This is a genomic window from Micromonospora foliorum, from assembly GCF_022229015.1.
Classification (GTDB): Bacteria; Actinomycetota; Actinomycetes; order Mycobacteriales; family Micromonosporaceae; genus Micromonospora; species Micromonospora foliorum.
Map to the genome: position 1 here is coordinate 1 of NZ_JAKKFF010000031.1, position 24,643 is coordinate 24,643.

Here is a 24,643-nt window from a genome sequence, read left to right on the forward strand (position 1 = left end):
GGCCGCCGGCAGCCTGCCAGGGTTGGACCGTGACCTGCCGCAACGGCGGCTGACTCTGCTGCGGGAGGGTCCGTGGCCGACCGGGAAGCGTACGACCGAGGTGTTGGCCGGCTTCGACGCGGCCTGCGGCCTGCGGCGCGCCGTGCCGGAGGCGGACCTGCGGGTCTTCGCGGCGCTGCGGGTGATGGCGGCCGAGCCGTCCAAGGCCTTGCAGGAGTGGATGGTGGCCCGCCGTCCGGCCAGCGGCACCGAGCTGTTCCGGGCGGTCCTGCCCGGCCCCGACGGGACGCGCGGCGGTGCCCCGCCGTCGACGCCCGACGACGACGAGCCACCGTCGGGCGGCCCCGATTCCGACCGGTCGAGCGTGCCGGTCGCCGACGTCCCCGCTGACGCGTCGACCGGTTCGACCACCGGGCCCGTGCCCGCTGACCCGGCCGACCTCGTGGTCGACGCCGGCGGCCCGGCCGTCGGGTTGGGACAGACCGTCGACGGCGGTCACCCGTTCACGGTGCCCCTGGAGTCGTTGCGCCGCCACGCCGTCGTGTTCGCCGGGTCCGGCTCGGGCAAGACCGTGCTCATCCGCCGGCTGGTCGAGGAGTGCGCCCGCGAGGGCGTCTCCGCGATCGTGCTCGACCCCAACAACGACCTGGCCCGGCTCGGCGACGCGTGGCCGGACCCACCCAGCGGCTGGGGCCCCGGCGACGCCGAACGCGCCGCCGACTACCTCGCACACACCGAGGTGGTGGTGTGGACGCCCAGGGTCACCGCCGGTCGGCCGCTGAGCTTCCAGCCGCTGCCCGACTTCACCTCCCTGCGGGACTGGCCCGACGAGTTCGACCAGGCCGTCCGCTCCGCCGTGGAGGCGCTCGCGCCACGGGCCGGTGTCGACCGGTCGAGCAGGCTCGCCCAGCAGGGCAAGGCCGTCCTCACCGAGGCCCTCCAGGCGTACGCGCGAAGCGGGATGGTGGGCCTGCCCGGCTTCACCGAGTTCCTCACCGACCTGCCCGAGGGGGTCAGTCGGCTGGCCCGCGCCGGGAAGCTCGCCGAGGAGTTGGCCGAGGCGCTCAAGGCGGCGATGGTCACCGACCCGCTCTTCGGCGGGGTGGGGGCGCCGGCCGACCCGGGGCTGCTGCTCACGCCGTCGGCGGGGAGGCGGGCCCGGGTGTCGGTGATCAGCTTCGTCGGCCTCACCTCCGACCAGGAGCGGCAGAGCTTCGTCAACCAGTTGCAGATGGCGCTCTTCGCGTGGATCAAGCGGCACCCCGCCGGTGACCGACCGCTGGGTGGGCTGTTCGTGATGGACGAGGCGCAGACGCTGGCGCCCTCGACCGGCACCACGGCCTGCACCGCCAGCTCGATCGCGCTGGCCTCGCAGGCCCGCAAATACGGGCTCGGGCTGGTCTTCGCCACCCAGGCGCCCAAGGGTCTGCACAACCAGATCTCCGGCAACGCGACGACGCAGTTCTTCGGGCTGCTCAACGCGCCGGCGCAGATCGACGCGGCCCGGCAACTCGCCGAGGCCAAGGGCGGCCGGTTGCCGGACATCGGCCTGCTCAACAGCGGTGAGTTCTACGCCGCCGGGGAGGGATTCTCGTTCGTCAAGGTCCGCACCCCGCTGTGCCTGACGCACCACCCGAAGGCGCCGTTGACGCCCGAGGAGGTCGTCGCCCGCGCCCGTCCGGCTGGGTAGCCTGGGGCCATGATCTTCATTACCGCCAAGTTCCGGGTCCTGGCCGAGCACGCCGACCGGTGGCCGCAGATCGCCGCCGAGTTCACCGAGGCGACCCGGGCGGAGCCGGGCTGCCTGTGGTTCGACTGGTCCCGCAGCCTGGACGACCCGACCGAGTACGTGCTGGTCGAGGCGTTCCGCGACGACCAGGCCGGTGCGGCCCACGTCCAGTCCGCGCATTTCCGCACGGCCCAGGAGACCCTGCCGCCGCACCTGGCCGAGACGCCGCGCATCGTCAACGCCACCGTGCCGCAGGAGGACTGGTCGCTGCTCGGCGAGATGGCCGTGCCCGAGGGCCGCTGACCGCCGCCGGTCCGCGACCGTCGTCAGCGCCACCGGTCTGCGGTCAGCAGTCCACCGTCAGCGCAGCCGGCGGGCGGTGAAACGGGACGGCGGGTCGGCGATCACGTCCTGCGCCGCGATCAACTGGATCTCCCGGGTGCCCGCCGCGAGAGTGGCCTCGAGCACGGCGTAGACGGAGGCGATGGTGCGTTCCAGCGCGGTCGCGGGCGAGCCGGTCGTCCACAGGTGCGCGAGGTACAGCGCCGCGGTGACGTCGCCCCCACCGTTCGGGTTGATCGGCAGCAGCGGCGTGGTCACCGCCCAGGCGCCCTCGTCGGAGACCGCCACCACCTCCAGCGAGTCCGGCGGGAGGTCGCCGTGGAGCACGCTGGTCACCAGGACGTGCCGTGGCCCGGTCGCGCGCACCACGTCGACCGCGTCGAGCACCTCGGCCAGCGAGTTGGTCGTACGGCCGGCGAGGAAGTCCAGCTCGAAGTGGTTCGGGGTGATGATGTCCGCACGGGGCACGACGGTGTCCCGGAGGTACTCCGGAATTCCCGGCCGGACGAACATGCCCCGACCGGTGTCGCCCATCACCGGGTCGCAGCAGTACACGGCGGCCGGGTTGGTCGCCTTCACCCTCGCCACCGCGTCCAGGATCACCGCGCCCATGGCCGGGTCGCCCTGGTAGCCGGAGAGCACCGCGTCGGCGCTGCCGAGGACCCCGCGGTCCTCGATGCCCGCGATCACCTCCGCCACGTCCGCCGCCGGGAGCATCGGCCCCCGCCACGCGCCGTACCCGGTGTGGTTGGAGAAGTGCACCGTCAGGACCGGCCAGACCTCGTGCCCGAGCCGCTGCAGAGGAAAGGCCGCCGCCGAGTTGCCGACGTGACCGTAGGCGACCGACGACTGGATGGACAGGATCTTCACCGGCCCATCATCGCCGCTGCGGCCGGCGCCGCACGGGCGGCCCGCCGTTTCTGTCGGGTGGCCCACTCGCCGCCCACCCGACAGGACGGCACGAACGGGCGGCCCGGACCGTGTCGTCCGGGCCGCCCGAGCGGTCGTACGGTCAGCCGCCGAGGCTCGCCGCGGCCGAGGCGATCGACGAGGCGAAGTAGCTCACCTGGGTGTAGACACCCGGGTAGTTGGGCCGGGCGCAGCCGTTGCCCCAGCTGACGATGCCGACCTGGATCCAGGCGTTGCTGGCGTCGCGGCGGAACATCGGGCCACCCGAGTCACCCTGGCAGGTGTCCGTGCCGCCGCTGGCGTAGCCGGCGCAGATCTCCTCGGCGGGGATGAGGTCCCCGCCGTAGTTGGCGTTGCAGGTGGAGTCGCTGACGAACGGCACGTTCGCCTTGAGCAGGTACCGCTGCTGGCCGCCGCCCTCGCGCGCGGCGCCCCAACCGGCCACGGTGAAGGTGCCGCTGTCGTACGCGGTCGTGCTGGCGATCGGCAGCGTGCTCAGCCCGGTGACCGGGCTGGACAACCGGATCAGCGCCCAGTCCTTGCCGGCGCCGTTGTAGCCGGGAGCACGGTAGACGTAGTTGGACCGGACGGTGATCCGGCTGGACGACTGGAGGTCGACCGTCCCGAGCGTCGCGGTGATGCTGCTGTTGGTGCCGGTCGAGCCCACGCAGTGTGCCGCCGTGAGCACCAGCCGGGGGCTGTACAGCGCCCCGCCGCAGCCCATCGAGAGACGCACCATGAACGGGAACTCGCCCTGAGCGGCCCGGGTGCCACCGACGACGTTCGGCGTCACGGGGCTGTCGGCCGCGGCGGCCGGCGCGGTGAGGGTGAGGCTGGCCGCGGTCACCGCGGCCAACGCGGTGGCCAGCAGGCCAGTGAGGGTACGCCAGCGAACCATGCATTCCTCCGCATCAGGATGGCACGCCTCGTGAGCGCACCGCAGTCGAGATAGCGGTCATCATATTGAGATTTATGGATCTAGCGGGTCATCCTCTCTGGGTCGTACCACCGGCGTTATGGATCTCGTACGGCGTGCAGGCGACCGGTGGTCAGGCGGCCGGCGTGCCGGTGCTCTCCCGGCGCAGGAGCCGGAACGGTGTCTGCACGGTCAGCGGCCCGGTGACCTCCGCGCCCTCGATGCGAGCGACGAGGCGGCGTACCGCGAGACGGCCGATCTCCCTCTTGTCCGGGGCGATCGTGGTGAGGGTCGGGACACTGAACCGCCCCTCCTCGATGTCGTCGATCCCGACCACCGCGACGTCCTCGGGTACCCGGTGACCGGCCTCGGCCAGCGCCCGCAGCGCGCCGATGGCGACCAGGTCGTTGTAACCGAACACCGCGTCCGGCGGGTCACCGAGGGCGAGCAGGTCACGCATGGCCCGCATGCCGTCGAGCCGGCCGAACACGTCGGTGCGGGCGACCAACCGCGGTCGGTACGGCAGGCCGGCGGCCGCGAGGGCCTCCCGGTAGCCCCGGACCCGCAGGTGGGCCGATTGCCGGTCACCGCCCGGGGTGGCGCCGATGAACGCTATCCGCCGACGGCCGATCGCCACGAGATGCCGGATCGCCGCGTGGCTGGCGGCCACGTTGTCGATGGCGATGTGGTCGTGCGGTACGTCGTAGACGCCCTCGCCGATCAGCACGAGTGGGTTGCCGGCCGGCCGGGCCAGCACCTCCTCCCGGCCGATGCGCACCGGACTGAGGATCAGGCCGTCGATGATGCGCTGCCGGGAGCCGTCGAGGAGCGCCAACTCGGCCCCCCGGTCCGCCGCGGTGTTCTCCATGACGAGCGTGTAGCCGAGCGCGGCGGCCTCGGCGATGGCGATCTCGGCGAGTTCGGCGAAGTAGGGGTTGGTCAGTTCCGGGACGGCCAGGGCGATCAGGCCGGTACGGCCCCGGCGGAGGTGCCGGGCACCGAGGTTGGGGCTGTAGCCGAGTTCGTCGATCGCCTGCTGCACCCGTTGTCGGGTCCGCTCCCCCACCGGCCGGTACCCGTTCACCACGTTCGAGACCGTGGCCAGCGAGACACCGGCGCGCTGGGCGATGTCCTTCAGGTTGACGCCCATCCACCAACCTTTCGCGAATTCGACCGGCGGGCCGTCAGGGCATTGACGAACAAGCATTGACGGGACGCCCCGAGCGGCTCTATAACGTTATACAGGTGATGATGGATGTCAATATGCCGGTCACCGTTGGCGTGTGGAAATCCCACCGACATCCGTCGCTGACGCCCGTCCCCCGTCAATGACCACCCGATGCCCACCACCCACGCGCTTCGGGCCTGGCTGCACCGCCCGCGGCGACTCCTCCCCCGGAGACGGCATGACACGTCACGTCCCCATCCGCCCCGCCCTGCCACTGCTACTCGCCATCGCCCTGGTCGCCGGCTTCCTCGCCGCGCCAGCCTCACCGGCGAACGCCGCACCTCCCAAGACGCCGCCACTGACCACCCCCTGGACCAGCCAGGCCCTGATCGGCACACCACTGCCCGAGTACCCGCGACCCCAGATGACGCGGCCGGACTGGCTCAACCTCAACGGCGAGTGGCAGCTACGCCAGTCGACGACCGACGACGCCCCACAGTTCGGCACCAACCTGCCCGAGCGGGTCAACGTGCCCTTCCCGGTGGAGAGCGCCCTGTCCGGCATCCAACGGGCCGCCAACGACAATCGCAACTACCTGTTCTACCGACGCACCGTCACCATCCCGGCGAACTGGTCCGGTCGGCGGACCCTGCTGCACTTCGGCGCCGTCGACTGGCAGAGCACCGTCTGGGTCAACGGTGTCCGGGTCGGCGCGCACACCGGCGGCTACGACGCCTTCACCTTCGACGTGACGCCACAGCTCACCGCCGGGACGAACGAGATCGTCGTCAAGGTCTGGGATCCCACCGACACCCGGCAGAACGGCAGCCTGCCCGCCATCGGCAAGCAGACCAAGACACCCGGCGGGATCTTCTACACCCCCAGCTCCGGCATCTGGCAGACGGTGTGGTTGGAGCCGGTCCCCGCCGCGTCGATCAGCAGCGTGGACGTCTACCCGAACCTGAGCAACAACACCCTGCGGGTCCGGGTCTTCACCCGGGGCGACGTGAGCGGCCACAGCGTGCTCGCCGAGGCGCTGAACGGCGCCACCGTGGTCGGTTCGGCCACCGGCGGCTTCACCGACTTCAGCGTGCCGGTGCCCAACGCCCGCCGCTGGTCGCCCGACGACCCGTTCCTCTACAACCTCCGGGTGACCCTGCGCAACGCCGCAGGCGCCACCGTGGACCGGACCACCCACTACTTCGGCATGCGGGAGATCACCACCGGCCTGGTCAACGGGGTGCTGCGCCCCAAGCTCAACGGCCAGTTCGTGTTCCAGGTCGGCACCCTCGACCAGGGCTTCTGGCCGGACGGGCTCTACACCGCGCCGACCGACGCCGCCCTCGCCTTCGACCTGCAGAAACACAAGGACCTGGGCTTCAACATGGTGCGCAAGCACATCAAGGTCGAGCCGCAGCGCTGGTTCTACCACGCCGACCGGCTCGGCCTGCTTGTCTGGCAGGACATCCCCTCGCTGACCGCGCAGGACGTCGACCCCACCGACGCCCAGCAGGCGCAGTTCGAGGCCGAGGCGCGCGAAATCGTCGACGAGCACCGCAGCTCACCCGCCGTGATCGCGTACACGCCCTACAACGAGGGCTGGGGCGAGCGGTCCCTCGCCGACACCCGGCGGGTCGCGCAGAACATCAAGAACCAGGACCCGACCCGTCTGGTCAACCCGCACAGCGGCCACAACTGCTGCCAGTCCCTCGGCAACCCCGGCAACGGCGACATCGACGACTGGCACGTCTATCTCGGACCGGACTCCCCGGTGCCGTCGAACACCCGGATCGCGGTGCTCGGTGAGTTCGGCGGGCTGGGCCTGCACACGCCGGGCCACGAGTACAGCCCGAGCGGCAGCTTCTTCGCGTACGAGTGGCAGTCCAGTTCGAGCGTCCTCACCGACCGGTACGTGGGGCTGGTGCAGGGCACCCAGAACCTGATGATCGGCAAGGGGCTCAGCGCCTCGATCTACACCGAGATCACCGACCTGGAGGGTGAGCTGAACGGTTTTCTCACCTACGACCGGCAGGTGGTCAAGATGGACCAGACGCGGGTGCGGGCCGCCAACACCGCCCTGATCAACGCCTCGAAGACCATCGGCAGCTCGGCGCCGGTCGCCCTGCCGGTCAACGCCCGCCGGTCGTTGCAGGTGACCACGCCCGGCTTCACCAACCGCTACCTGCGCCACCAGGACAGCCTGGCCTACACGGAGGTGGTCGACGCCGCGAGCTCCAGCCTGCTCAAGGCCGACGCGACGTACACCATCCGGCCCGGCCTGGCCGGCACCGGTTGCTACTCGTTCGAGTCGGTCAACTTCCCCGGGCAGTACCTGCGCCACCAGAACTCCCGGGTCCGCAACTCACCGGACGACGGCTCCGCGCTGCTGCGCGCCGACGCCACCTGGTGTGCGCGTGTCGGCCTGACCGGCACGGGTGTGTCACTGGAGTCGTACAACTTCCGCGGCAAGTACCTGCGGCACTACAACTCGGAGGTCTGGCTCAGCAACGGTACCGGCGGTGACGCGTACAACACGCCAACGCTGTGGGCCGCCGACAGCAGCTGGAACATCACCGCCCCCTGGGCACCCTGACCGGTCGGAGGCCCGCGACAGGGTCGTCGCAGCTCTCTGACGACCGCGGGGGTTCCGGCCTGGCCGGAACCCCCGCGGTCAATGCGAACTGACCGAGCAGGAGTGGCCGTAGTATTCGGCCGCGTCCTTGAGCGCTCCGGTGTGTGCGGGTGTCCCACCCCGCCACGATCCCGTTGTCCAGCCGCACCCTGAACCACCTCGCCGAACGCATCCGCGGCCACCGTAAGCAGCGCCGATCCCGGTGGCGCGCCTCGATCCCGGCCGGCGTGCCCTGACCAGCGCGGACGTGAGGACCTTCGCCGATAAGGGCTACCAGGGCGCCCACGGCAGCGTGCGCACACCGTTCAAGCGGCGCCGCTTGCGACCGAAGCTGTCGCGCAGGCAGAAGGCCGTGAACCGGGCCCACGCAAAGATCCGCCCACGCGGAGAACGAGCGGTCGCCACACTCAAAACCTGGAAGATCCTGGTCAAGCTGCGCTGCTGCCCACGCCGAGCCACCGCGATCGTCCGAGCCATCGTCGTCCTGCACCACGTCGAATCCAACCGCTACGCAGGATGGAAATACTCAAGTTCACCCAAGCGATCTGACCTCGACTCCCGCCAGGGTCAAGGCGTTCATCGGTCCGGTGACGCAACAGGACACGCCCCGGGTGCCGGTGAACCCGGGGGATCGCCAGTCAAGATTCGCTCAAGCTTGGACACGACTTCCCAGTTGTCGATCTCCGGGGTGGCAGCATCCGTCGTACCGGGATGCCGGAGCGTCTGCCTTCGGCCCCGGGTTTGCAGGACGGCACCGATACACGCCTGGATTCGAGGAGGCACCCGAGTGCGCACTACTCGTCCCAACCGACTCGCGCTGGCCGTCGCGGCCGGCATCGCGATGGTTCTGTCCATTCCCACCGCCGCGTCCGCCGCTTACTGGGGCGACGAGACCGACTATGCGGTGAGTTCCAGCGGGCCGACGGGGGACTACGTCTGCGCCACCCACACCGGCGTCACCGCCTGCTTCAAACCCGACGGCGATGTGTTGTACGTCAAGGACAGACTTGAAGACGGTTACGCCGCAGTCGCCATCTGGGACCACGTTGTCGAAGGCAACTATCGCCGGAGCGGCGCGTGTGTCAACAAGCTAGGAGCCGACCACTGGGGCCAGTGCAACAAGGACTTTTATGAGGCAGGGGATCTGCAGTTCGCCGCCGCGCGCTACAACAACGGCAACCCCGTCGACCGCGGTAACTGGGTGTGGGAATCAATCAGCTGACAGTTTCCATCGAGCAGCCGACGCGCTGGCCCACTGACCACAGCGAAAAGGCGAACCGTGCATTGAACAGGAGATTCACCATGTATGCACCACGGCGCAGACATCTTTTCCTTGCGGCAGCGGCCGGTCTGGCAGCGACCCTGCTTGCCCCCGCCGCCGCCCAAGCCGCCTACCACGGCAGCGAGACCGACTATGCCGTGTACTCCCTCGGCCCGGAGGGGGAACCGTTCGGCAATTACGAATGCATCACCTTCACCGGCGTGATCGCCTGCCTGAAGGAGACGGGTGACAGGATCTACGTCAAGGACACCAAGGCGGACGGGTACGCGGCCGTGGCCGAATGGGACTACCCCATGTCCGGTCAACGGAGTGGCTCCTGCGTCAACAAACTGAATGCGGGCGACTGGGGTGTCTGCAACAAGGACTTCAGTAATGATGATGGCTATCTTTACGTGCGGGCCGCGCGGTACAACAGCGGGAACTTCGTCGACAGTGGCGTTTGGGAAAAAATGTGGCTCTGAGTTTCTCAAGCTAGCCCGTCATTCGGTCGCATCGATAATAGCCACTCAGGATTCCGCAAGACGGTGGTGATCGGTACGAAACGGTGCCGCCGGACGGGATGACGCCTTCGTCGCGCAGCGGCACACCATGGAGGGATCGAAATGAAGAAAAGCATGACCAGGGCGGTTCTCGCGGCGTCGATGGCCGCTCCACTTGTTCTTGCCCTGACACCGGGCACCGCCTCCGCGGCGGACGGGAACGACGGATACGTGTGGGCCTGCTGGGCGGCGCCAGGCGACCCGATCAACGGTGGGTGCGCCACGTTCTACCAGTACGGCGAGGTGCTCCAGGTCCGCGACATGCAGGCCGACGGCTGGGGCACCCGCGGGCAGATCCAAAAGCTGGAACCCGACTCCAGTGGCGTCCAACACTGGGTCAACCACAGCAGCAACTGCTTCGACGACACGAGCCAGGGCAACAGTGGCAACGGCGCCACCGCCTGCAACTACTCCCTCCCCGACGGCATCGTCGTTCGAGTCCACGTCTGGGCTTCCAGGAACGGCGAGACCCGGTACCACAACTACAGCCCCGAAATCCGCGCCTGACGCAGTTCTCCTGCGACACGAGCGCCTGCAACACCTCGCCATAAGACCCGCCTGACAAACGGCAGTGCAACCCCGGCGGCTGCCGCGACCCGGACACCGGGCCGCGGCAGCCCCAACCACGCTTCCTCTCCGCACCTGTACAAGCGGCACGCCGAACGCACATCACGATGACCGCGCTCGCAGCTTCTTACTGGCCTTCCGAAACAGACACTCAGATGATCAGCGACACGCTGCGAGCCCGTCACGCTCGGATCGACACAGCCGCACCCCGCTGAACTTCGAAGAGCCAGTTTGTCGTTGCGGGTGGTGACGGAGAGTCCTTGAGCGGGCGATTCAGAAACTAGTGAGAAGGCTAGGCATGCCAAAAATCGGACGCAAGCTTCTCGTATTGGCCCTCGCGCCCCTGGTGGTAGGCGTCGGGGGCGGCGTGGCTTGGGCCGCCGCCACCGACAACATGTACCCGACCAGATCCTACGACGCGTCCTGCCGCGTCGACCCGGATGGCGGTGACGGCTCAGTCAGCTGCCGGACGGACAATGCTGACGTCTATTACTACATGGACAGTGGTGGCGAGTACGAGCTCGAACCCACAGACCGCTCGATGGTAAGTGACACCCTCGCCAGCGAGTATTCTCCCACTGATCTGGCGATTCATTACGACTCGACGCCGGTCTTCTCGGGCAGTGGCGAGACCGACATCATTTACCAGGAAGGCTCCACCAACATGCCGTCCAGTGCGAACGGAGCTACCTGGTGTAACGCGGTCGGCGGCGACAGCGTTTACGACTGCGACCAGCAATACATCCGCATTCGGGGCGGCCACTACAACAAGGGGCTGGTCTGCCACGAGACCGGGCACGCCATTGGCCTGGTGCACGGTAGCCAAGCCAATCCCGCACTGAGCCAGACCGATGGTCGGCTGGGCTGCATGCAGTCCCCCGTCGACATCTACGAGTCGCTCGGCTCGAACAACATCGACAACATCAACGCGACCTTCTAGGAGGGGCCATGAGACGCCGCATTATCTTCGCCGGCATCGGGATGGCCGCCGCTGCACTCACCGCTGCTTCCATCACCGCCAGTGTCCTCACCGCTGATTCCGTCAGCGGCGCGTCAGCGGCGCGGCAGGGCATCATCCTCGGCGATGCCGTGGATAACCTGCCCAGCCAAACCGCCTCGGACTGGGTAACCTACGCCGACCACGTGGTGGTGGTCACCGCGACGTCTGAGACGGTGACCCCGCCGACGCCAACTGAGATCGCCCGTGGCGAGGGTTTGATCGGCCGGCAGGTGAGCCTGCGGATAGATGACGTGCTGTGGTCTCGCGCTGGCGCGCCCAAGCCCGCGCCACACGTGTGGGAGTACTCCGCGTTCGGGTGGCAGTTCACCGAAGGAGACACCAGCCACCGCACACGGATGGCGCTGCGTGACCGCCCCCGGGTGGAGGTCGGTCACCGGTACGTCATGGCGATGGTGTGGGAAGAGGCTCGGTGCTCCGCTGGTGACGAGCCCGAGCCTGCTCAGTGGCGCGGCCTTGGGGAAGGTTCCGAGATTCCCTACGACAACAACACCATCGGGCAGGGCGAGCTGGAAGGCCGAGCGCAAACCGCCGTCGAGGCGCGTCAAATGGCGGCTGAGGCCGGACCGAACCTCGGTCTGAAGCACGAACTCGCCGGAAGCGGCGCGGCGCTGCTGGCTTCGAAGCTGAAGGCGGCGGCGCCGTTGGTGAACAAGAAGTTCAGTCCGCAGTCCGCTACGAACTGCAACTGACCAATCCGTCCGGCTGGCGCGACCACCCACCAGTGGTCGCGCCAGAGCGGCGGTGGACGGACAGCCCCGAGGGGCAGATGCGCTCGCTGTCGAAGCACGACTGCCCCGGCCGCCGGAGCTTCGTCCTGCCTGGAGCGACGACACGCCGCCACGTGCCTGCTCAGACGCCCTTGATGATGATGAAAATGGCTCACTGGAGGCGACCGGGCAACGCCGACCCGCACTCTTGCCATTCGGACCGCAGCCCGATCCAGCGTCACCTGCGCTCGCGGGTGTCGTTTGCCGGTCATGAGGGAAATGCGGCGACCTGCCTTCTTCACCGCCCATCGTGGCCGCCCGATCGGGGCCGTCTCCGCTCGGTCGACCGCAACGCCGCCGCATGCCATGGGCGTCATGGCGCTCGGCTCCGGCGTTAAGGCGCACGGATCCGACCTGACCCAGTGGCTTGACTCTGGCAAGGACCGACTCGCAACTTGCATCCGGCCGGGACTGACCCGTTCGTTGCACCACGCAATTCTGACGGCCAACAAATAGATCTCAGCCTATCTTGACTTGGGCAGCTAGTCAGCGCACCGTGATGAGTAACAGGCAGATGCGCGCCATTATCGGCCCGACTGAAGTGGATCGCCAAATGGGGGGCGCTGCCGGTTTCGCGCCGCGTGCATCAGGAGGCTTTCCATGCGGTTGAATCCGTTCGCCGGGATTTATCTCACCGATCCGGCAAGCATGTGGCGGCGCATTCTCGACGATCCCGACGGGGTGCACTACGCCGAGGATCTGGGCCTGTGGTTGATCAGCAGGCACGCCCACGTCCGGCGGGCCCTCGCCGACGCTGCGACATTCGCCAACGCCCTCACCCTCGCCCCGGTCTACGAGGTGTGCCCACCCGCACTGAACGTGATCATGCAGATCGACGCGCCACCCACGACGGCCGCCGCCGACCCACCGGCGCACCCGCGTACCCGCCGGGCCCTCCGGGCGACCTTCGCGAACACCACCGAGCGGGTCGAGGCCGAGTACGGGGCGATCGTCCGGCGCCGGGTCGACCAGCTGGTGTCCCGTCTCGCCGTCCGCCAGGGCGACCAGGTCGACCTGATCCCGGAGTTCGCGACCGAGCTTCCCCTGCTGGTGGTCCTGGACATCCTCGGGGTGCCCGACGCCGACATCGGGCGGATCCGGAGTTGGGCGGACGGCCAGATCGCCCTCATCTGGGGGCAGCCGGACCCGGCCGAGCAGGTACGCCTGGCGCAGGGGCTGCTGGAGTTCTGGCACTACTGCGAGGATCTGGTCCGCCAGCGGGTTGACAGCGGACACCGGGGTGACGACTTCATCAGCCGCGCCCTGGCCTACCGGGACGACGACGACACCGTGCTGACGGTGCCCGAGGTGGCGAGCCTGGCCTTCAATCTCCTGGTCGCGGGGCACGAGACCACCGCCGGGCTGCTCGCGCACGCCCTCGACCAGGCCCTGTCCGCCCCCCAGCGCTGGTCGGCGATCACCGCGGACCCGGGGCTCGTCCCCGCCTTCGTGGGCGAGACGCTCCGGTTCGCGCCCGCCATCGACGGCTGGCTCCGGGTGACCACCCGAGACGTCACACTGGGAGCGGTCACGATCCCCGCCGGGGCGCGTTGCCTGCTCCTGATCGGAGCGGCGAACCGGGACCCGGCAGCGTTCCATGACCCGGACCGGTTCGCCCCCCACCGGGCCGATGTGGGCAATCACCTGTCGTTCGGCCACGGTCCACATTTCTGCATCGGCGCGGGATTGGCGCGACTTGAGGCCGGGATCGCCCTCAGCCGGCTCGCCGAAGTCATTCCCGGTCTACGGCTGTCACCCGAGCAACATCGCTCGTACAAACCCAATGTCGCGTTTCGCGCGCACCACAGACTGCTCGCGATAATCGATGTCCCGGCAGCCGCGGACGCGCCGGCGGCGCGGGGTGGGGCGACGGCCGAAGTGCACGCCGCCTGAGTGCGCACGAGTGCCAGCGGTGCTGACCTGCGGACGGGTCGAGGGTGGGGTGGGGCCGCGTTGCCCGCTCCACCCGGCGCACCTCGGTGCCGGCGACGGGTCCGGGACGCACCTTTCCCGCTTTGCCCGGCGATCCATGCCGGTGAACGTCTTCACACCCATCGCGTCCTGGGTTAAGAATTGCCCTCTGTGAATGTTCAGCTCATCGGCCAATCTCGATCTGGCGTCCGCTGAATGCCCGTTCCACGAAGGTGAGCGCATGGAGCACACGTCCCCGTCGAGCTCGGCTCACTCTGCGGCCAGTCAGCGGTTCCGATGGGAGTTGCGCAACTGTCGCGTCCAACGGGGGCTGACCCAACGAGCCCTGGCCGATCTGGTGCGGTTCAGTCGGGAGACGGTCGCGGCGGTCGAGTCCGGTCGCCGGTTCGGCAGTCACGAGTTCGCGCTGCGCTGCGACGACGTGCTCGGCACCGGCGGCAGGCTGGCCGCCCTTTGGCCGCAGGTCGCCGCCGAACAGTTGGCGGCCGACGGTCGCCGGGGCCCACGCGCCCCGGAACCGGCTCAGCTCGATCGACAGGTGCCGCGTCAGCGTGGCCGGCGTGACGCACGCGACCCCGGAGCCGTGGTGGACGCGATCGACGAGCTACGCGAACTGATCGGCCAGGTGCTCAACGGCCAACCCGAACCGGACGCCCCGGAGCGACGGCAGCCGCCGGCCGGGCCCCTCGACAACCAGCGCTGACCCGACGGATCCGGCCCGACCTCGCGGCGTCACCGGTCGCTGACGTTGGGTACAGATGCTGGTACGGGCAGTTTGTACCACGGCCAGGTCTGGTCTACGAGCGCGGCTTCCGGCCGAATGGGACTTGCATTCGGCAACGTGCGGATAGACCGTCATCGACGAGTCGTGGGAGTCAATCTTGGCGTCGAGCACCCGGTCCCACGCGGCCAGACCCTACCCGACCCGCCGACGCGGTTGGAAGATAGCCGGCCGGATGCGCCTCATCGTCGCGGCCCCGCTCGTCGCCGTGATCGGCTTCGCCGGTCTCGCGCTGACCGAGAGCGCACGCCAGACGGCCCGTGCCAGCGACCTGCAGATCCTGGCGCAGGTCGGCGCCGAGGCCGGCGACCTCGCCTACCGGCTGCAACGCGAACGCATCGCCGCCGCCGACCTGCTCACCTACGCCAGGCCGGAGCAGCAGGACGCCTTCGGCGCGGAGATGGCGGCCACCGACGACGCCGTCGCCCGCTACCGCGAGCAGCGGGACCGACTGTCCGCCGACACCGACACCAGCTCGGCTCTCCTGCGCCGCATCGACGCGGCTCTGGACGGCCTCGCCCCGCTACGCACCCAGGTGCGTACCGCCACGCACGCGTCGGTGTCCGCGATGACCTTCAGCTACCGCATCGCGATCGCCGACCTCATCAACTTCCGGGAGAACGTCTCGCACGGCGTGGTCGACGCCCAACTCGCCGACGGGATCCGGGCATCGGCGGCGCTGTCGAAGACGGCCGAGGCCATCGGCCAGCAGCAGGTGGCCGTGCTGCGCGCCGTCGCGGGCGGCGAGCTGACCCCGGCCATGCAGCAGGACATCACGGCGGCCCGCACCAGCTACACCGAGTCGAGCCTGTCGTTCCTGGCCCTGGCCCCGCCCGAGTGGAGCATCTGGTGGGAGCAGGCCGGCACCGGCAAGGAGGCGCTCGCCCTGCAACGAATGCAGGACGAGGTGTCCCGGGCCCAGCCGGGGTCACGGCTGCAACTGGAGACCGACGCCTGGGTGTCCACCACCCAGACCCGCGCCGCCCGGCTGGCCGACCTGCGCGCCCGGGTCGACGACGCGGTCCGCGACGACGTTCGGGCCGCGCACGCCGACCAGCGCCGCCGGGCCGTGGCCGAGGCGGCCAGCGTCCTGCTGGCCCTGATCCTGACCGCGTTGGTGACCTGGGCCGTCGCGCGGCAGATCACCCGACGGCTGCGCCGCCTCCGGGACGCGGCCAACGCGGTGGCCTTCGAACAGCTCCCCGCCGTGGTGGCCCAGCTCCAACAGCCCGGCAGCGCGGCCGTCGACCCACAGAAGCTGGCCCACCAGCAGTCCAGTGCCGCGCTCGAACCGTCCAGCGACGACGAGATCGGTGAACTGGGTCAGGCGTTCAGCGCCGTGCACCAGGCCGCCGTGCGGACGGCCGCCGAACAGGCCGTGATGCGCGCCAACACCGCCGACATCTTCATCCACCTGAGCCGCCGCGAACAGCGCCTGGTCGACGCCGTCCTGGCCCAGGTCGACCTGGTCGAGCGGGACGAGACCGACCCCGACCGGCTCGACCAGCTGTACACGCTGGACAACCTGGCCACCCGGATGGGCCGGATCAACGCCAGCCTGCTGGTGCTCGGCGGTGTCGGCGTGGGTCGCGTACGCCAGCGCGACGTTCCTCTGCAACAGGTGCTCCAGGCGGCGCTGTCCCAGATCGAGCACTACGCACGGGTCCGGCTCGGCATGATCGACGGGGACGTCGCGGTGGCCGCCAAGACCGTCGACGAGGTCGTGCACCTGCTCGCCGAACTCATGGACAACGCCACCACGTACTCGCCACCCGGCAGTGAGACCTGGGTGAGCGGCCGGAGCCTGGGTGACCGCGTCATCGTCCAGATCAGCGACGAGGGTGTGGGGCTGTCCGCGCAGCGGATGCAGCAGCTCAACGAGCTGCTGGCCCGCCCGCCGGCCATCGACGTGGCCGCCGTACGGGCGATGGGGCTGGTCGTGGTGGGCCAGCTCGCGGCCCGGCTGGGCGCCACCGTCCAACTGCGACGCGGCCCCCGACGCGGCATCCTCGCCGAGGCGACCCTGCCCGCGGCGATCATCCGGTCGCTCCCACCGGAGGAGTACCTGCTTGCGCCCGGCCGGCTGTCACGGCGGGCAGCGCGGACGCCCAGCCCTCCGCCGCCGTACCAGCCGCGCCCCGAACCCACCGCCGGCCGCCCCACGGCCGAACGGACCCTGCCGGCGGCGCCGGTCTTCCGACCGGCTCCCGCAGCCCCGGACCGGGGTGACGCGCCCACCGAGGAGCTCCTCATCTTCGAACAGGTCAACCACTGGTTCCAGAACGACGTCGTCGACGGCCAGAACGGCCAGCAGTGGTCCAGCCCCGCCGACGACGCCTGGCGTACGGCCGCCCAGGCACAAGCCCCCGAGGTCGCCGCGACCACCAACTCCGGCCTGCCCAAACGACAGCCGCAACGGCACCTGGTGCCCGGCGGGGTGACCGTGCCCCAGCAGCAGCAACGGTCCGAGTACCGCGACCCGGCGCAGGTGGCGACGGCGATGGCCGCGTACGCGCGGGGCGTGGCGAACCGACGGCGCACCCCGATCAACCTCGGCAACAAATGACGCGACAGGAGAGCACGTGACCGACCAACAGGATCTCGGCTGGCTGCTGGACAACTTCGCCGCGCGCGCGACCGAGGTCAGCCACGCGATCGCCATTTCCAGCGACGGCCTGATGGTGGCCGCCACCCGCGACCTGCCACCGGACCGGGCCGACCAGTTGGCCGCCACGGGTAGCGGGCTCGTCAGCCTGCTGCGGGGGGCGGCGGCCTTCTTCGACGCCGGCGCGGTGATCTCCAACGTCACGCAGCTCGAGGGCGGGTTCATGTTCTCGATGGCCTTCAACGACGGTGCCTCGCTGCTGGTGCTCGCCGCCCCCGAGTGCGACGTGGGCAAGGTCTCCTACGAGATGACCGAGCTGGCCAACCGCATCGGGGACGCGTTGACCCCCGCTGCCCGAGCGGCGCTCGCCCGCAGCCGCTGACCACCCCGGCGCCCCCACGCCGGAGACCCCTTCCCCTTCCTCTGGAGTCAGACATGCCTCTCACCACGCCTTGGCGCAGCCGTGCCCTCACCGCCGCGCTGCTCGCGGCCGTGCTGACCACCAGCTCGGCCTGCGGCGACGACGCGCCGGGCACGAGCGCCGGCGGCTCGATAAAGATCGGCCTGCTCGCGTCGCTGTCCGGGACGTACCAGGCGGTCGGCACCGAGATCCGCGACGGCTTCCAGCTCTACCTGGACACGCACGACGGCAAGTTGGGCGGCCGGCAGGTCGACCTCATCGTCGCGGACGAGGGCAACGGCGCGCAGACTGCGGTCCCGGCGGCGACCAAGCTGCTCAAGCAGGACCGGGTGTCCGCGCTCACCGGCATCGTCGGAGGCGGCTCGGTCGCCGGCGTCACCCCCGTGCTCAACGAGACCAAGGTGCCACTGGTCGGCTCGAACGGCCGGCCGGAGCTCAAGGACGTCTCCCGGGTCTGGCACACCTCGTACCTCTCCGACGAGCCCGGGGCGGCGATCGCCCAGCACGTCCGCGACAACGTGAAGGGCTCCGTCTACGCGATCGGCCCGGACTACCAGGGCGGTTGGGACGAGCTGCGCGGTTTCACCGACGCGTTCGGGAAGATCGGCGGGAAGCTGGCGAACGCCGACGGCAAGACGACCTTCACGCCGTTCCCGGCCACCACCAACTTCCTCCCCTACTTCGCCCGCATCAAGGCCTCCGGCGCGGCGGCCGTCTACACCTTCTACGCCGGCAGCGCCGCCGTCGACTTCGTCAAGCAGTACGCGCAGTCCGAGATCAAGGACATCCCGCTGTACGCCGCCGGGTTCCTCACCGAGGGCGGCGTGCTCAACGCGCAGGGCGAGGCCGCCCGGGACATCTACTCGGTGCTCAACTACTCGCCCGACCTCGACAACGCGGAGAACCGCGCCTTCGTGGCCGCGTGGAAGGCGAAGCACGACGGATCGCCGACGACCTACGCGCTCGCCTCGTACGACGCGGCGGCGGTACTGGACCGGGCGATCGGTGCCGCCGGCAGCAACCCGACCCCGGAGGCCATCAACACGGCCATCGGTCAACTCGGCCAGATCGCCAGCCCGCGCGGCACCTGGCAGTTCTCCACCACCACGCACTCGCCCGTGCAGAAGTGGTACCTGCGGCAGGTCCGCCAGGACGGCCGGGCGCTGTCCAACACCGTCGTGGGCGACCTCGCGACCGTCGGCCGGTGATAGCGGTGGCGGCCGGCACGAACCGGATCGACCCGTACCTGATCCCGGCGTTGGACGGAGTCGCCTACGGGCTGCTCGTGTTCGTCGCCGCGTCGGGCCTGGTCTTCTGTTTCGGCGTCGCCAACATCCTCAACCTCGCGCACGGCCTGCTTTACGCGATCGGCGGATACACCGCCGCGGCGCTGCTCGACGGCGGCTGGGCGAGCCTGGGGTTGGCCCTCGCGGTCGGTGTGCTGGCCGCCGCCGCGGCAGGAGTGCTCCTGGCCGGCCTGCTCACACCGGTCGCCGCCGGCAACCACCTCAGTCAGGCGCTGCTGACGTTCGGGGTGGCACTGGCCGGCGGCAGCCTGCTCGTCGCCGGCTTCGGGCCCGACAATCCGCAGGTTCGGGTGCCCGCCGCCCTGGAAGGGTCGGTGATGGTCGCCGGTCACCGCTACGCCGCGTACCGGCTGGTGTTCATCGTCGTCGCCGCGGTGCTCGCCCTCGCGCTCTACCTGGTGGTGCGACGCACCAGGGCCGGGATGCTGGTCCGGGCGGCCGTCGACGACCCGGAGATGGTCGCCTGTCTGGGCGTGAGTCCGGCGCGGATCCGGGCCGGTGTGCTCGCCGCCGCCGGCGCGCTGGCCGGTGCGGCCGGGGTCCTCGGCGCGCCCATCATCGGCCCCGGCACGGGCACCGCCGACACCGTGCTGTTGCTCTCCCTGGTGGTCGTCGTCCTCGGTGGTCTCGGGTCGATGGCGGGCACCCTGTTGGCGGCGCTGGCGATCGGCGAGATCCAGACGCTGGGAGTGGCGCTGCTGCCGTCCGCCGCGCCGTTCCTGCTGTTCGCCGCCATGGCGGCCGTGCTGGCCGTGCGGGCGCGCGGCCTGGCCGGCAGATGGAGGCCGGCATGAGGGGCGAGGTGATCCGGCGGGCACGGGGTGGCATCGCGGCGCTCGTCCTGGTCGGCCTGGTCGTGGCGCCCTGGGTGGTCGACGACTACACCACGTCGATCCTCGCCCGGACGCTGGCCCTGGCCCTGGTCGGGGTGAGCGTGGCCCTGCTCACCGGCGTCGCCGGCATGCCCACCCTCGGCCAGACCGCACCGTACGCGGCGGGCGCCTACGCCTGCGCCGTGGTCGGCAGCCGCGTCTCCGACGTCGGCGTCGTGCAGCTCGTCGTCGCGGCGGCGGCCGGAGCGCTGCTGGCCGCGCTCACCGTGCCGCTCGTCGTGCACGCCCGAGGGGTGATCGTCCTGATGATCACCCTGGCCATCGGCGAACTCGTCGTCATCGTCCTCGGGCGGTGGCGGTCGGTGACCGGTGGCACGGACGGGCTGGCCGGCATCCCCGCGGTCCGCCCGTTCTGGGGGTTCCCGGCCCTGGCCAGCGACCAGGCCCGTTACCTGTACGCCCTGGTCGTGGTGGCCACGCTGATCGGCGTGGTGCTGGTGCTGCTGCGTACCCGGGCCGGGCTGGTGCTGCGTGCCGGCCGCGACGACGAGACACGGCTGCGGGCCAGCGGCCACCGGGTGGCGGTCCACCTGTCCGGCGCGCACATCGCCGCCGGGGCGATCGCCGGTGCCGCCGGCTCGCTCCTGGTCGTCGCCCAGCAGTACATCTCCCCCGCCGATTTCGGCTTCGACACGTCAGCCCTGCTGCTGCTCGGTGTCGTCATCGGTGGCACCGCCTCGGTGGGCGGCGCCCTGGTGGGCGCGGCGTTGGTCATCGCCGTCCGGGACTGGCTGTTCGGGGTGCTGCCCGGCCACGCGCCGCTGGTGCTGGGCGCGCTGTTCGTGGCGACGGTCTACCTGCTGCCCACCGGCGTCAACCGGGCCCGGGGTCGGCTGCGCCCGCGGGACGCCCCGGCGCACGAGCCGGTCGCCCACGATCAGGCCACCGTTGCCGAGGCGCACCGATGACCGGCCTGCTGGAAGCCCGGGAGGTCAGCGTCCGGTACGGCTCGCTCGCCGCGCTCGACGGCGTCGACCTGTGCATCCACGACGGCCAGCGGCACGCGCTGATCGGCCCGAACGGGGCCGGCAAGACGACCCTGCTCAACGTGATCGGCGGGTCCGCCAGGCCGCAGCGCGGCACCGTGCGGTTCGACGGACGGGACGTCGGTCGGCTCGGGCCGGCGGCCCGGGCGCGGCGCGGCATCAACCGCATCCACCAGCGACCTGCGGTCTTTCCGACGCTCACCGCGACGGAGAACGTCGTGGTGGCCGCGCTGCCGCGAGTCATCCCGCGCCGCCGGTGGTGGCCGGGCGGACGCCGCCGCGCCGCGCAGCACCTGGCCGGTCCGCTGCTGGACCAGATGGGGCTCACCGCCGTCGCGGCGGTGCCCGCCGGGCACCTGGCGCACGGGCAACGACGCCAGTTGGAGATCGCGATGGCCCTCGCCGGTCGCCCCCGCCTGCTGCTCCTCGACGAACCGGCGGCCGGGTTGTCCGCCATCGAGGTCGGCAGGCTGGTCGAGTTGCTCCAGGCGCTGCCCAGGGCGGTCGCCGTGCTGCTTGTCGAACACCGACTGGACCTGGTGTACGCGCTCTCCGACACGGTCACGGTGCTGCGTGACGGTCAGACCCTGGCCGCCGGCACACCGGACGAGATCCGTACCTCGCCGCTGGTGCGGCAGGCCTACGCCGACGGGGTGGCCTGATGCTCACTGTGGATCGTCTCTGTGCCGGCTACGGCGGGGGAATCGTCCTGCACGAGGTCAGCCTGCGGGTGCGCCCGGGCAGCATCCAGGCCGTGGTGGGCCGTAACGGGGCGGGCAAGAGCACGCTCGTGCACACCATCGCCGGGCTGGTTCGCGCGGCCAGCGGTCGCATCGAGATCGGCGGCGTGCACGTCGCCGGCCGACAACCGCATCGCATCGCCCAGTCCGGCGTCGGCCTCGTCCCGCAGGGCCGACGGGTGTTCTCCCGGTTGACCGTGGCCGAGCACCTGCACCTGGCGGCCGCGCCGTGGCGGGCCCCCACCTCCGGCGGCGAGGGCTGGACGGTGGCTCGGACCCTGGAACTGCTGCCGAGGCTGGCGGTGCGGCTGCGGCACCGCGGCTGCGAACTCTCCGGCGGCGAGCAGCAGATGCTGGCGATAGCCCGTGCGCTGCTCGGCCAACCCCGGGTGCTGCTGCTCGACGAACCGTGTGAGGGCCTCTCGCCCGATCTGGCGGCGCGGGTTCGCGAGCTCGTCAACGGTCTCGCCGCCGACGGCCTGACCGTGCTGCTCGTGGAGCAGCAACTCCAGCACGCGATCGAAATCGCGGACCGGGTGGCGGTGCTGGAGTACGGCCGGGTGGTCTACGACCGGCCGACCGCGGAGGCCCGCCGCGATCCGGCCCCACTGGCGGCGATGTTGAGCGTCGCCGCCGTTGCGCCGCCCCCGCCCAACCGACCGACCCCTCGGCTCTGGGCCGACACCCCGTAGTCAACCCGACCCTTCTCGGAGAGGTAGACACCGATGACAACCGCTACGAGCGATGACACGTACACGTTCGACAACGGCGCACCGGACGCCGTCCCCCAGATGCACGCGCTGGAGTCCTTCCTGGATCCGATCACCACACGTCGGCTGGCCCGCCCGGTGCTGGAGCCGGGCGCGACCTGCTGGGAGGTCGGGGCGGGTGGCGGCTCGATGGCCCGGCGGATGGCCCGCGCGGTCGGCGACGACGGGCAGGTGCTGGCCACCGACATCGACCCCACCCACCTCGTGGCCGAGGGCAACCTGCACGTACGCCAGCACGACGTCCGCACCGAGCCGCCCCCCGGGGACGCGTTCGACCTGATCCACGCCCGGCTGGTGCTGCTGCACCTGCCCGATCGGCGGCGCGTCCTGCGCACCCTCACCGGCGCGCTGGCGCCCGGCGGGTGGCTGGTGGTCGAGGAGTTCGACTGCACCACGCCGCAGCGGGTGCTGACCGCGCCGACCGATGATGCCGCGAAACTCTTCGCGCAGGTCATGGACGCCATGATGGGCATCCTGGAGGACCACGGCGCCGACCTGGGCTGGGCGCAGGACGTGCACACCGAGATGGCCCTCGCCGGCCTGACCGACCTGGACACCATCACCCACTCGCAGAGCTGGGCCGGCGGTTCGACCGGAACGTCGCTCTACGAGACCAACTCCCGCCAGCTGGAACCGGACCTGCTGGCCGCCGGGCTGTCGCCCCAGCAACTGAACGCCTTCCGGCGGCTGCTCCGTGACCCCGGGTTCGCCGTCATGTCGTACCACTTCGTCTCCACGCGGGGCCGCCTACCGAGCTGAGCAGGTGGACCACCGCGCGGAGCGCGGTCGCGCCGTCCGTACCTCTCCCGCCGCAGCACCCCCCCCCGCTGCGCTCCGGACAGCTCTACGACGCCGTCGACCGCACCGGCCGGGCTCCCCGCAAGGGAGCCCGGCCGGCCTTGCGTGGCGCCTGGCACACCGGGAACGGTGAAGGCGGTACGTACTGCACCTGCGCCGGCTGGATGAACAGCGAGCGTCGCGCGACGGCGTCACCGTTCGGGCCGAGCTGGTAGCAGTCGATCCAGGCCCATCCGTCGTAGGTGATCCAGTCGAGAACCCTGATGACTCGTACGGTGATGGGGTGCATGAACTGAACGCTGGCAGCGCGGTCCAGCCGCAGCATGTCACCTGTCTTCATGCGGCTTCCTTGCACGCCACACCTTCAGGATCAGCCCGGCGGCCCTCAGCTTCGGGCAGCCATCGGGCTGACAGCGCGGGCACGTGGCGCGATTGTGGAGGTCGACGACGAACCCAGCCATGATCACGGTGAACGGGGGTTCCGGGCGAGGCTGCTCAAGCATCACGTGGCCGCTCCGCTGGTTGCGGTGCTTGCGGCTCATCAGGTCTCTGGAACCACTTCCATCGGCGCACGGGGCCTTCCCTCGATCTTGAGAGACCGGCACGGGCGCCTACCCCTAGATCACTCTCCGTGCCGGTCTCATTGCTACGGTAGGCCCTGTCTGTGCAACCTGTCTAGACAGGTTGACATCGTGTCGCGGCATGGAGGAAGTCTCAGGAAGATCGGGAGTACGGTGACGGACGTGCCTACCCCGCACCAGCAGCCCCGCCGATATCGTCAGGTGGCCGACGAGCTACGCCGCCGCATCGAGGCTGGCGTCATCCCACCTGGCTCCTTGCTGCCCAGTGAGTCGACGTTGATGGCTGAATTCTCGGTCGCCCGCGGAACCGTTCGTGAGGCGTTGGCGTTGCTGCGTTCTGAAGGCTTGGTGCTGACGGAGGTAGGACGTGGCACCTACGCGCGTCCGATTGTGCCGGTGCGTCGGGTGGCGTCAGAGCGGTACCGCAAAGAGCTGGAGCAGGTTCGTAGCGGAGAGCTCGGCACGTCGTTCACCGTTGATCAGCAGGTGAAGTGGTCGGCCTACGGCGTGGAGACGGACTTCCGCGAGGTGCCAGCGAGTGAGGCGATAGCCGAACTGTTCAACGTGGAGCCGGGAACGATGCTCCTTGAGCGTCACCTCCTTTTCCGCACCCACGGCGTTCCGCAGCAGATGTCCGTCTCACGCCTGTTGCTGGACATGGTCGCTGGCACCCCGGTAGCCGACCCTGAGAACGAGCCTTGGCCCGGTGGCAACACGTCGCAGCTCTACAGCCTTGGGCACACCATCACCAGCATTCGCGAACGTCCCGTCTGGAGATTGCCGACGCCGGACGAGACCGAGGCGCTGCGCATCCCTGGTGGGGTGCCCGTCATCGTCATCACCAGACAGACCTACGTGAACGACTGGGTAGCCGAGGTCGCGCACATCGTGATGCGGTCCGACCGAGTTGAGCTGGACTACCTGATCCACCTCAGTTAAGCGACCGCGCCGAGGAGC

General features: G+C 70.2%; 23 protein-coding genes and 1 pseudogene. 20 read left to right on the forward strand and 4 right to left on the reverse strand.

What is annotated here, in order from left to right:
- Positions 1-1,690, forward strand: a 1,690-nt coding sequence (locus PSH25_RS03085) for an ATP-binding protein (RefSeq protein ID WP_238657542.1), incomplete at its 5' end; no start/stop codon positions are given.
- 9 nt (positions 1,691-1,699) lie between these two features.
- Entirely contained in the window at positions 1,700-2,032 is a 333-nt protein-coding gene (locus tag PSH25_RS03090) for a putative quinol monooxygenase (RefSeq protein ID WP_238657544.1), read from the forward strand.
- Positions 2,033-2,089: 57 nt separating this feature from the next.
- Here the strand turns inward: PSH25_RS03090 and pdxY are convergent, their stop codons facing one another.
- From pdxY to PSH25_RS03105, 3 genes are all read right to left on the reverse strand, one after another.
- On the reverse strand, positions 2,090-2,941 hold the full coding sequence (pdxY, locus tag PSH25_RS03095; RefSeq protein WP_238657545.1) for a pyridoxal kinase PdxY: 852 nt from the start codon (positions 2,939-2,941) through the stop codon (positions 2,090-2,092).
- A gap of 142 nt (positions 2,942-3,083) precedes the next feature.
- Positions 3,084-3,878, reverse strand: a complete 795-nt coding sequence (locus PSH25_RS03100) for a S1 family peptidase (RefSeq protein ID WP_238657547.1) — start codon at positions 3,876-3,878, stop codon at positions 3,084-3,086.
- Between the two features lie 151 nt (positions 3,879-4,029).
- Positions 4,030-5,046: a LacI family DNA-binding transcriptional regulator gene (locus PSH25_RS03105; RefSeq protein WP_238657548.1), complete on the reverse strand. Its 1,017-nt coding sequence runs from the start codon at positions 5,044-5,046 to the stop codon at positions 4,030-4,032.
- 256 nt (positions 5,047-5,302) lie between these two features.
- Here PSH25_RS03105 and PSH25_RS03110 point away from each other — a divergent pair, with 256 nt between their 5' ends.
- The 17 genes and pseudogenes from PSH25_RS03110 to PSH25_RS03190 all read left to right on the forward strand — a co-directional run bounded on the left by PSH25_RS03110 (position 5,303) and on the right by PSH25_RS03190 (position 23,066).
- Positions 5,303-7,657 (forward strand): AbfB domain-containing protein, encoded by a 2,355-nt coding sequence (locus PSH25_RS03110; protein ID WP_238657550.1) that lies wholly within the window; start codon positions 5,303-5,305, stop codon positions 7,655-7,657.
- Between the two features lie 286 nt (positions 7,658-7,943).
- A pseudogene (locus PSH25_RS03115) lies at positions 7,944-8,213 on the forward strand (transposase family protein); the annotation flags it as partial.
- A 270-nt stretch (positions 8,214-8,483) separates the two neighbouring features.
- A complete protein-coding gene (locus PSH25_RS03120) occupies positions 8,484-8,918 on the forward strand; it encodes a hypothetical protein (RefSeq protein ID WP_238657585.1) in 435 nt (144 codons plus the stop codon).
- Positions 8,900-9,439, forward strand: coding sequence for a hypothetical protein (locus PSH25_RS03125; RefSeq protein WP_238657586.1), 540 nt, complete (start codon positions 8,900-8,902; stop codon positions 9,437-9,439). Before PSH25_RS03120 ends, PSH25_RS03125 begins: the two co-directional genes overlap by 19 nt.
- A 153-nt stretch (positions 9,440-9,592) precedes the next feature.
- Positions 9,593-10,024, forward strand: coding sequence for a hypothetical protein (locus PSH25_RS03130; protein ID WP_238657551.1), 432 nt, complete (start codon positions 9,593-9,595; stop codon positions 10,022-10,024).
- 358 nt (positions 10,025-10,382) lie between these two features.
- On the forward strand, positions 10,383-11,024 hold the full coding sequence (locus PSH25_RS03135; protein ID WP_238657553.1) for a hypothetical protein: 642 nt from the start codon (positions 10,383-10,385) through the stop codon (positions 11,022-11,024).
- Between the two features lie 8 nt (positions 11,025-11,032).
- Positions 11,033-11,794 carry a hypothetical protein gene (locus tag PSH25_RS03140; protein WP_238657554.1) on the forward strand — a complete coding sequence of 254 codons (762 nt, stop codon included), beginning with the start codon at positions 11,033-11,035 and terminating at the stop codon, positions 11,792-11,794.
- 678 nt (positions 11,795-12,472) lie between these two features.
- Complete coding sequence (locus tag PSH25_RS03145) at positions 12,473-13,765, forward strand: cytochrome P450 (RefSeq protein WP_238657556.1); 1,293 nt, start codon at positions 12,473-12,475, stop codon at positions 13,763-13,765.
- A gap of 259 nt (positions 13,766-14,024) precedes the next feature.
- The gene (locus PSH25_RS03150; protein ID WP_238657557.1) at positions 14,025-14,507 is read left to right on the forward strand and encodes a helix-turn-helix transcriptional regulator; all 483 of its coding nucleotides are present in this window, start codon (positions 14,025-14,027) and stop codon (positions 14,505-14,507) included.
- Between the two features lie 253 nt (positions 14,508-14,760).
- The gene (locus tag PSH25_RS03155; protein WP_238657559.1) at positions 14,761-17,151 is read left to right on the forward strand and encodes a sensor histidine kinase; all 2,391 of its coding nucleotides are present in this window, start codon (positions 14,761-14,763) and stop codon (positions 17,149-17,151) included.
- A gap of 16 nt (positions 17,152-17,167) precedes the next feature.
- Positions 17,168-17,572 (forward strand): roadblock/LC7 domain-containing protein, encoded by a 405-nt coding sequence (locus PSH25_RS03160; protein ID WP_030490280.1) that lies wholly within the window; start codon positions 17,168-17,170, stop codon positions 17,570-17,572.
- 53 nt (positions 17,573-17,625) lie between these two features.
- Positions 17,626-18,819: an ABC transporter substrate-binding protein gene (locus PSH25_RS03165; protein WP_238657560.1), complete on the forward strand. Its 1,194-nt coding sequence runs from the start codon at positions 17,626-17,628 to the stop codon at positions 18,817-18,819.
- Positions 18,816-19,712, forward strand: coding sequence for a branched-chain amino acid ABC transporter permease (locus PSH25_RS03170; protein WP_238657561.1), 897 nt, complete (start codon positions 18,816-18,818; stop codon positions 19,710-19,712). Before PSH25_RS03165 ends, PSH25_RS03170 begins: the two co-directional genes overlap by 4 nt.
- On the forward strand, positions 19,709-20,719 hold the full coding sequence (locus PSH25_RS03175; RefSeq protein ID WP_238657562.1) for a branched-chain amino acid ABC transporter permease: 1,011 nt from the start codon (positions 19,709-19,711) through the stop codon (positions 20,717-20,719). Before PSH25_RS03170 ends, PSH25_RS03175 begins: the two co-directional genes overlap by 4 nt.
- The gene (locus tag PSH25_RS03180; protein ID WP_238657563.1) at positions 20,716-21,459 is read left to right on the forward strand and encodes an ABC transporter ATP-binding protein; all 744 of its coding nucleotides are present in this window, start codon (positions 20,716-20,718) and stop codon (positions 21,457-21,459) included. The genes PSH25_RS03175 and PSH25_RS03180 overlap by 4 nt, the downstream gene beginning before the upstream one ends.
- Positions 21,459-22,229: an ABC transporter ATP-binding protein gene (locus PSH25_RS03185; RefSeq protein WP_238657564.1), complete on the forward strand. Its 771-nt coding sequence runs from the start codon at positions 21,459-21,461 to the stop codon at positions 22,227-22,229. Before PSH25_RS03180 ends, PSH25_RS03185 begins: the two co-directional genes overlap by 1 nt.
- Before the next feature lie 33 nt (positions 22,230-22,262).
- A complete protein-coding gene (locus PSH25_RS03190; RefSeq protein WP_238657565.1) occupies positions 22,263-23,066 on the forward strand; it encodes a class I SAM-dependent methyltransferase in 804 nt (267 codons plus the stop codon).
- Positions 23,067-23,151: 85 nt separating this feature from the next.
- On the opposite strand, the gene PSH25_RS03195 is transcribed toward PSH25_RS03190, so the two are convergent.
- Positions 23,152-23,445, reverse strand: coding sequence for a hypothetical protein (locus PSH25_RS03195; protein ID WP_238657566.1), 294 nt, complete (start codon positions 23,443-23,445; stop codon positions 23,152-23,154).
- A gap of 442 nt (positions 23,446-23,887) precedes the next feature.
- Here PSH25_RS03195 and PSH25_RS33865 point away from each other — a divergent pair, with 442 nt between their 5' ends.
- Complete coding sequence (locus tag PSH25_RS33865; RefSeq protein ID WP_238657567.1) at positions 23,888-24,625, forward strand: GntR family transcriptional regulator; 738 nt, start codon at positions 23,888-23,890, stop codon at positions 24,623-24,625.
- Positions 24,626-24,643: the final 18 nt, after the last annotated feature.

Bases quoted from the DNA above. Each gene is read 5' to 3' on its own strand.
- PSH25_RS03165 (WP_238657560.1), top strand. From the start codon at position 17,626: ATGCCTCTCACCACGCCTTGGCGCAGCCGTGCCCTCACCGCCGCGCTG.
- PSH25_RS03140 (WP_238657554.1), top strand. From the start codon at position 11,033: ATGAGACGCCGCATTATCTTCGCCGGCATCGGGATGGCCGCCGCTGCA.
- PSH25_RS03190 (WP_238657565.1), top strand. From the start codon at position 22,263: ATGACAACCGCTACGAGCGATGACACGTACACGTTCGACAACGGCGCA.
- PSH25_RS03150 (WP_238657557.1), top strand. From the start codon at position 14,025: ATGGAGCACACGTCCCCGTCGAGCTCGGCTCACTCTGCGGCCAGTCAG.
- PSH25_RS03100 (WP_238657547.1), bottom strand. From the start codon at position 3,878: ATGGTTCGCTGGCGTACCCTCACTGGCCTGCTGGCCACCGCGTTGGCC.
- PSH25_RS03105 (WP_238657548.1), bottom strand. From the start codon at position 5,046: ATGGGCGTCAACCTGAAGGACATCGCCCAGCGCGCCGGTGTCTCGCTG.
- PSH25_RS03110 (WP_238657550.1), top strand. From the start codon at position 5,303: ATGACACGTCACGTCCCCATCCGCCCCGCCCTGCCACTGCTACTCGCC.
- PSH25_RS03195 (WP_238657566.1), bottom strand. From the start codon at position 23,445: ATGAAGACAGGTGACATGCTGCGGCTGGACCGCGCTGCCAGCGTTCAG.
- PSH25_RS03175 (WP_238657562.1), top strand. From the start codon at position 19,709: ATGAGGGGCGAGGTGATCCGGCGGGCACGGGGTGGCATCGCGGCGCTC.
- PSH25_RS03145 (WP_238657556.1), top strand. From the start codon at position 12,473: ATGCGGTTGAATCCGTTCGCCGGGATTTATCTCACCGATCCGGCAAGC.
- PSH25_RS03185 (WP_238657564.1), top strand. From the start codon at position 21,459: ATGCTCACTGTGGATCGTCTCTGTGCCGGCTACGGCGGGGGAATCGTC.
- PSH25_RS03180 (WP_238657563.1), top strand. From the start codon at position 20,716: ATGACCGGCCTGCTGGAAGCCCGGGAGGTCAGCGTCCGGTACGGCTCG.
- PSH25_RS03155 (WP_238657559.1), top strand. From the start codon at position 14,761: ATGCGCCTCATCGTCGCGGCCCCGCTCGTCGCCGTGATCGGCTTCGCC.
- PSH25_RS03135 (WP_238657553.1), top strand. From the start codon at position 10,383: ATGCCAAAAATCGGACGCAAGCTTCTCGTATTGGCCCTCGCGCCCCTG.
- PSH25_RS03090 (WP_238657544.1), top strand. From the start codon at position 1,700: ATGATCTTCATTACCGCCAAGTTCCGGGTCCTGGCCGAGCACGCCGAC.
- PSH25_RS03130 (WP_238657551.1), top strand. From the start codon at position 9,593: ATGACCAGGGCGGTTCTCGCGGCGTCGATGGCCGCTCCACTTGTTCTT.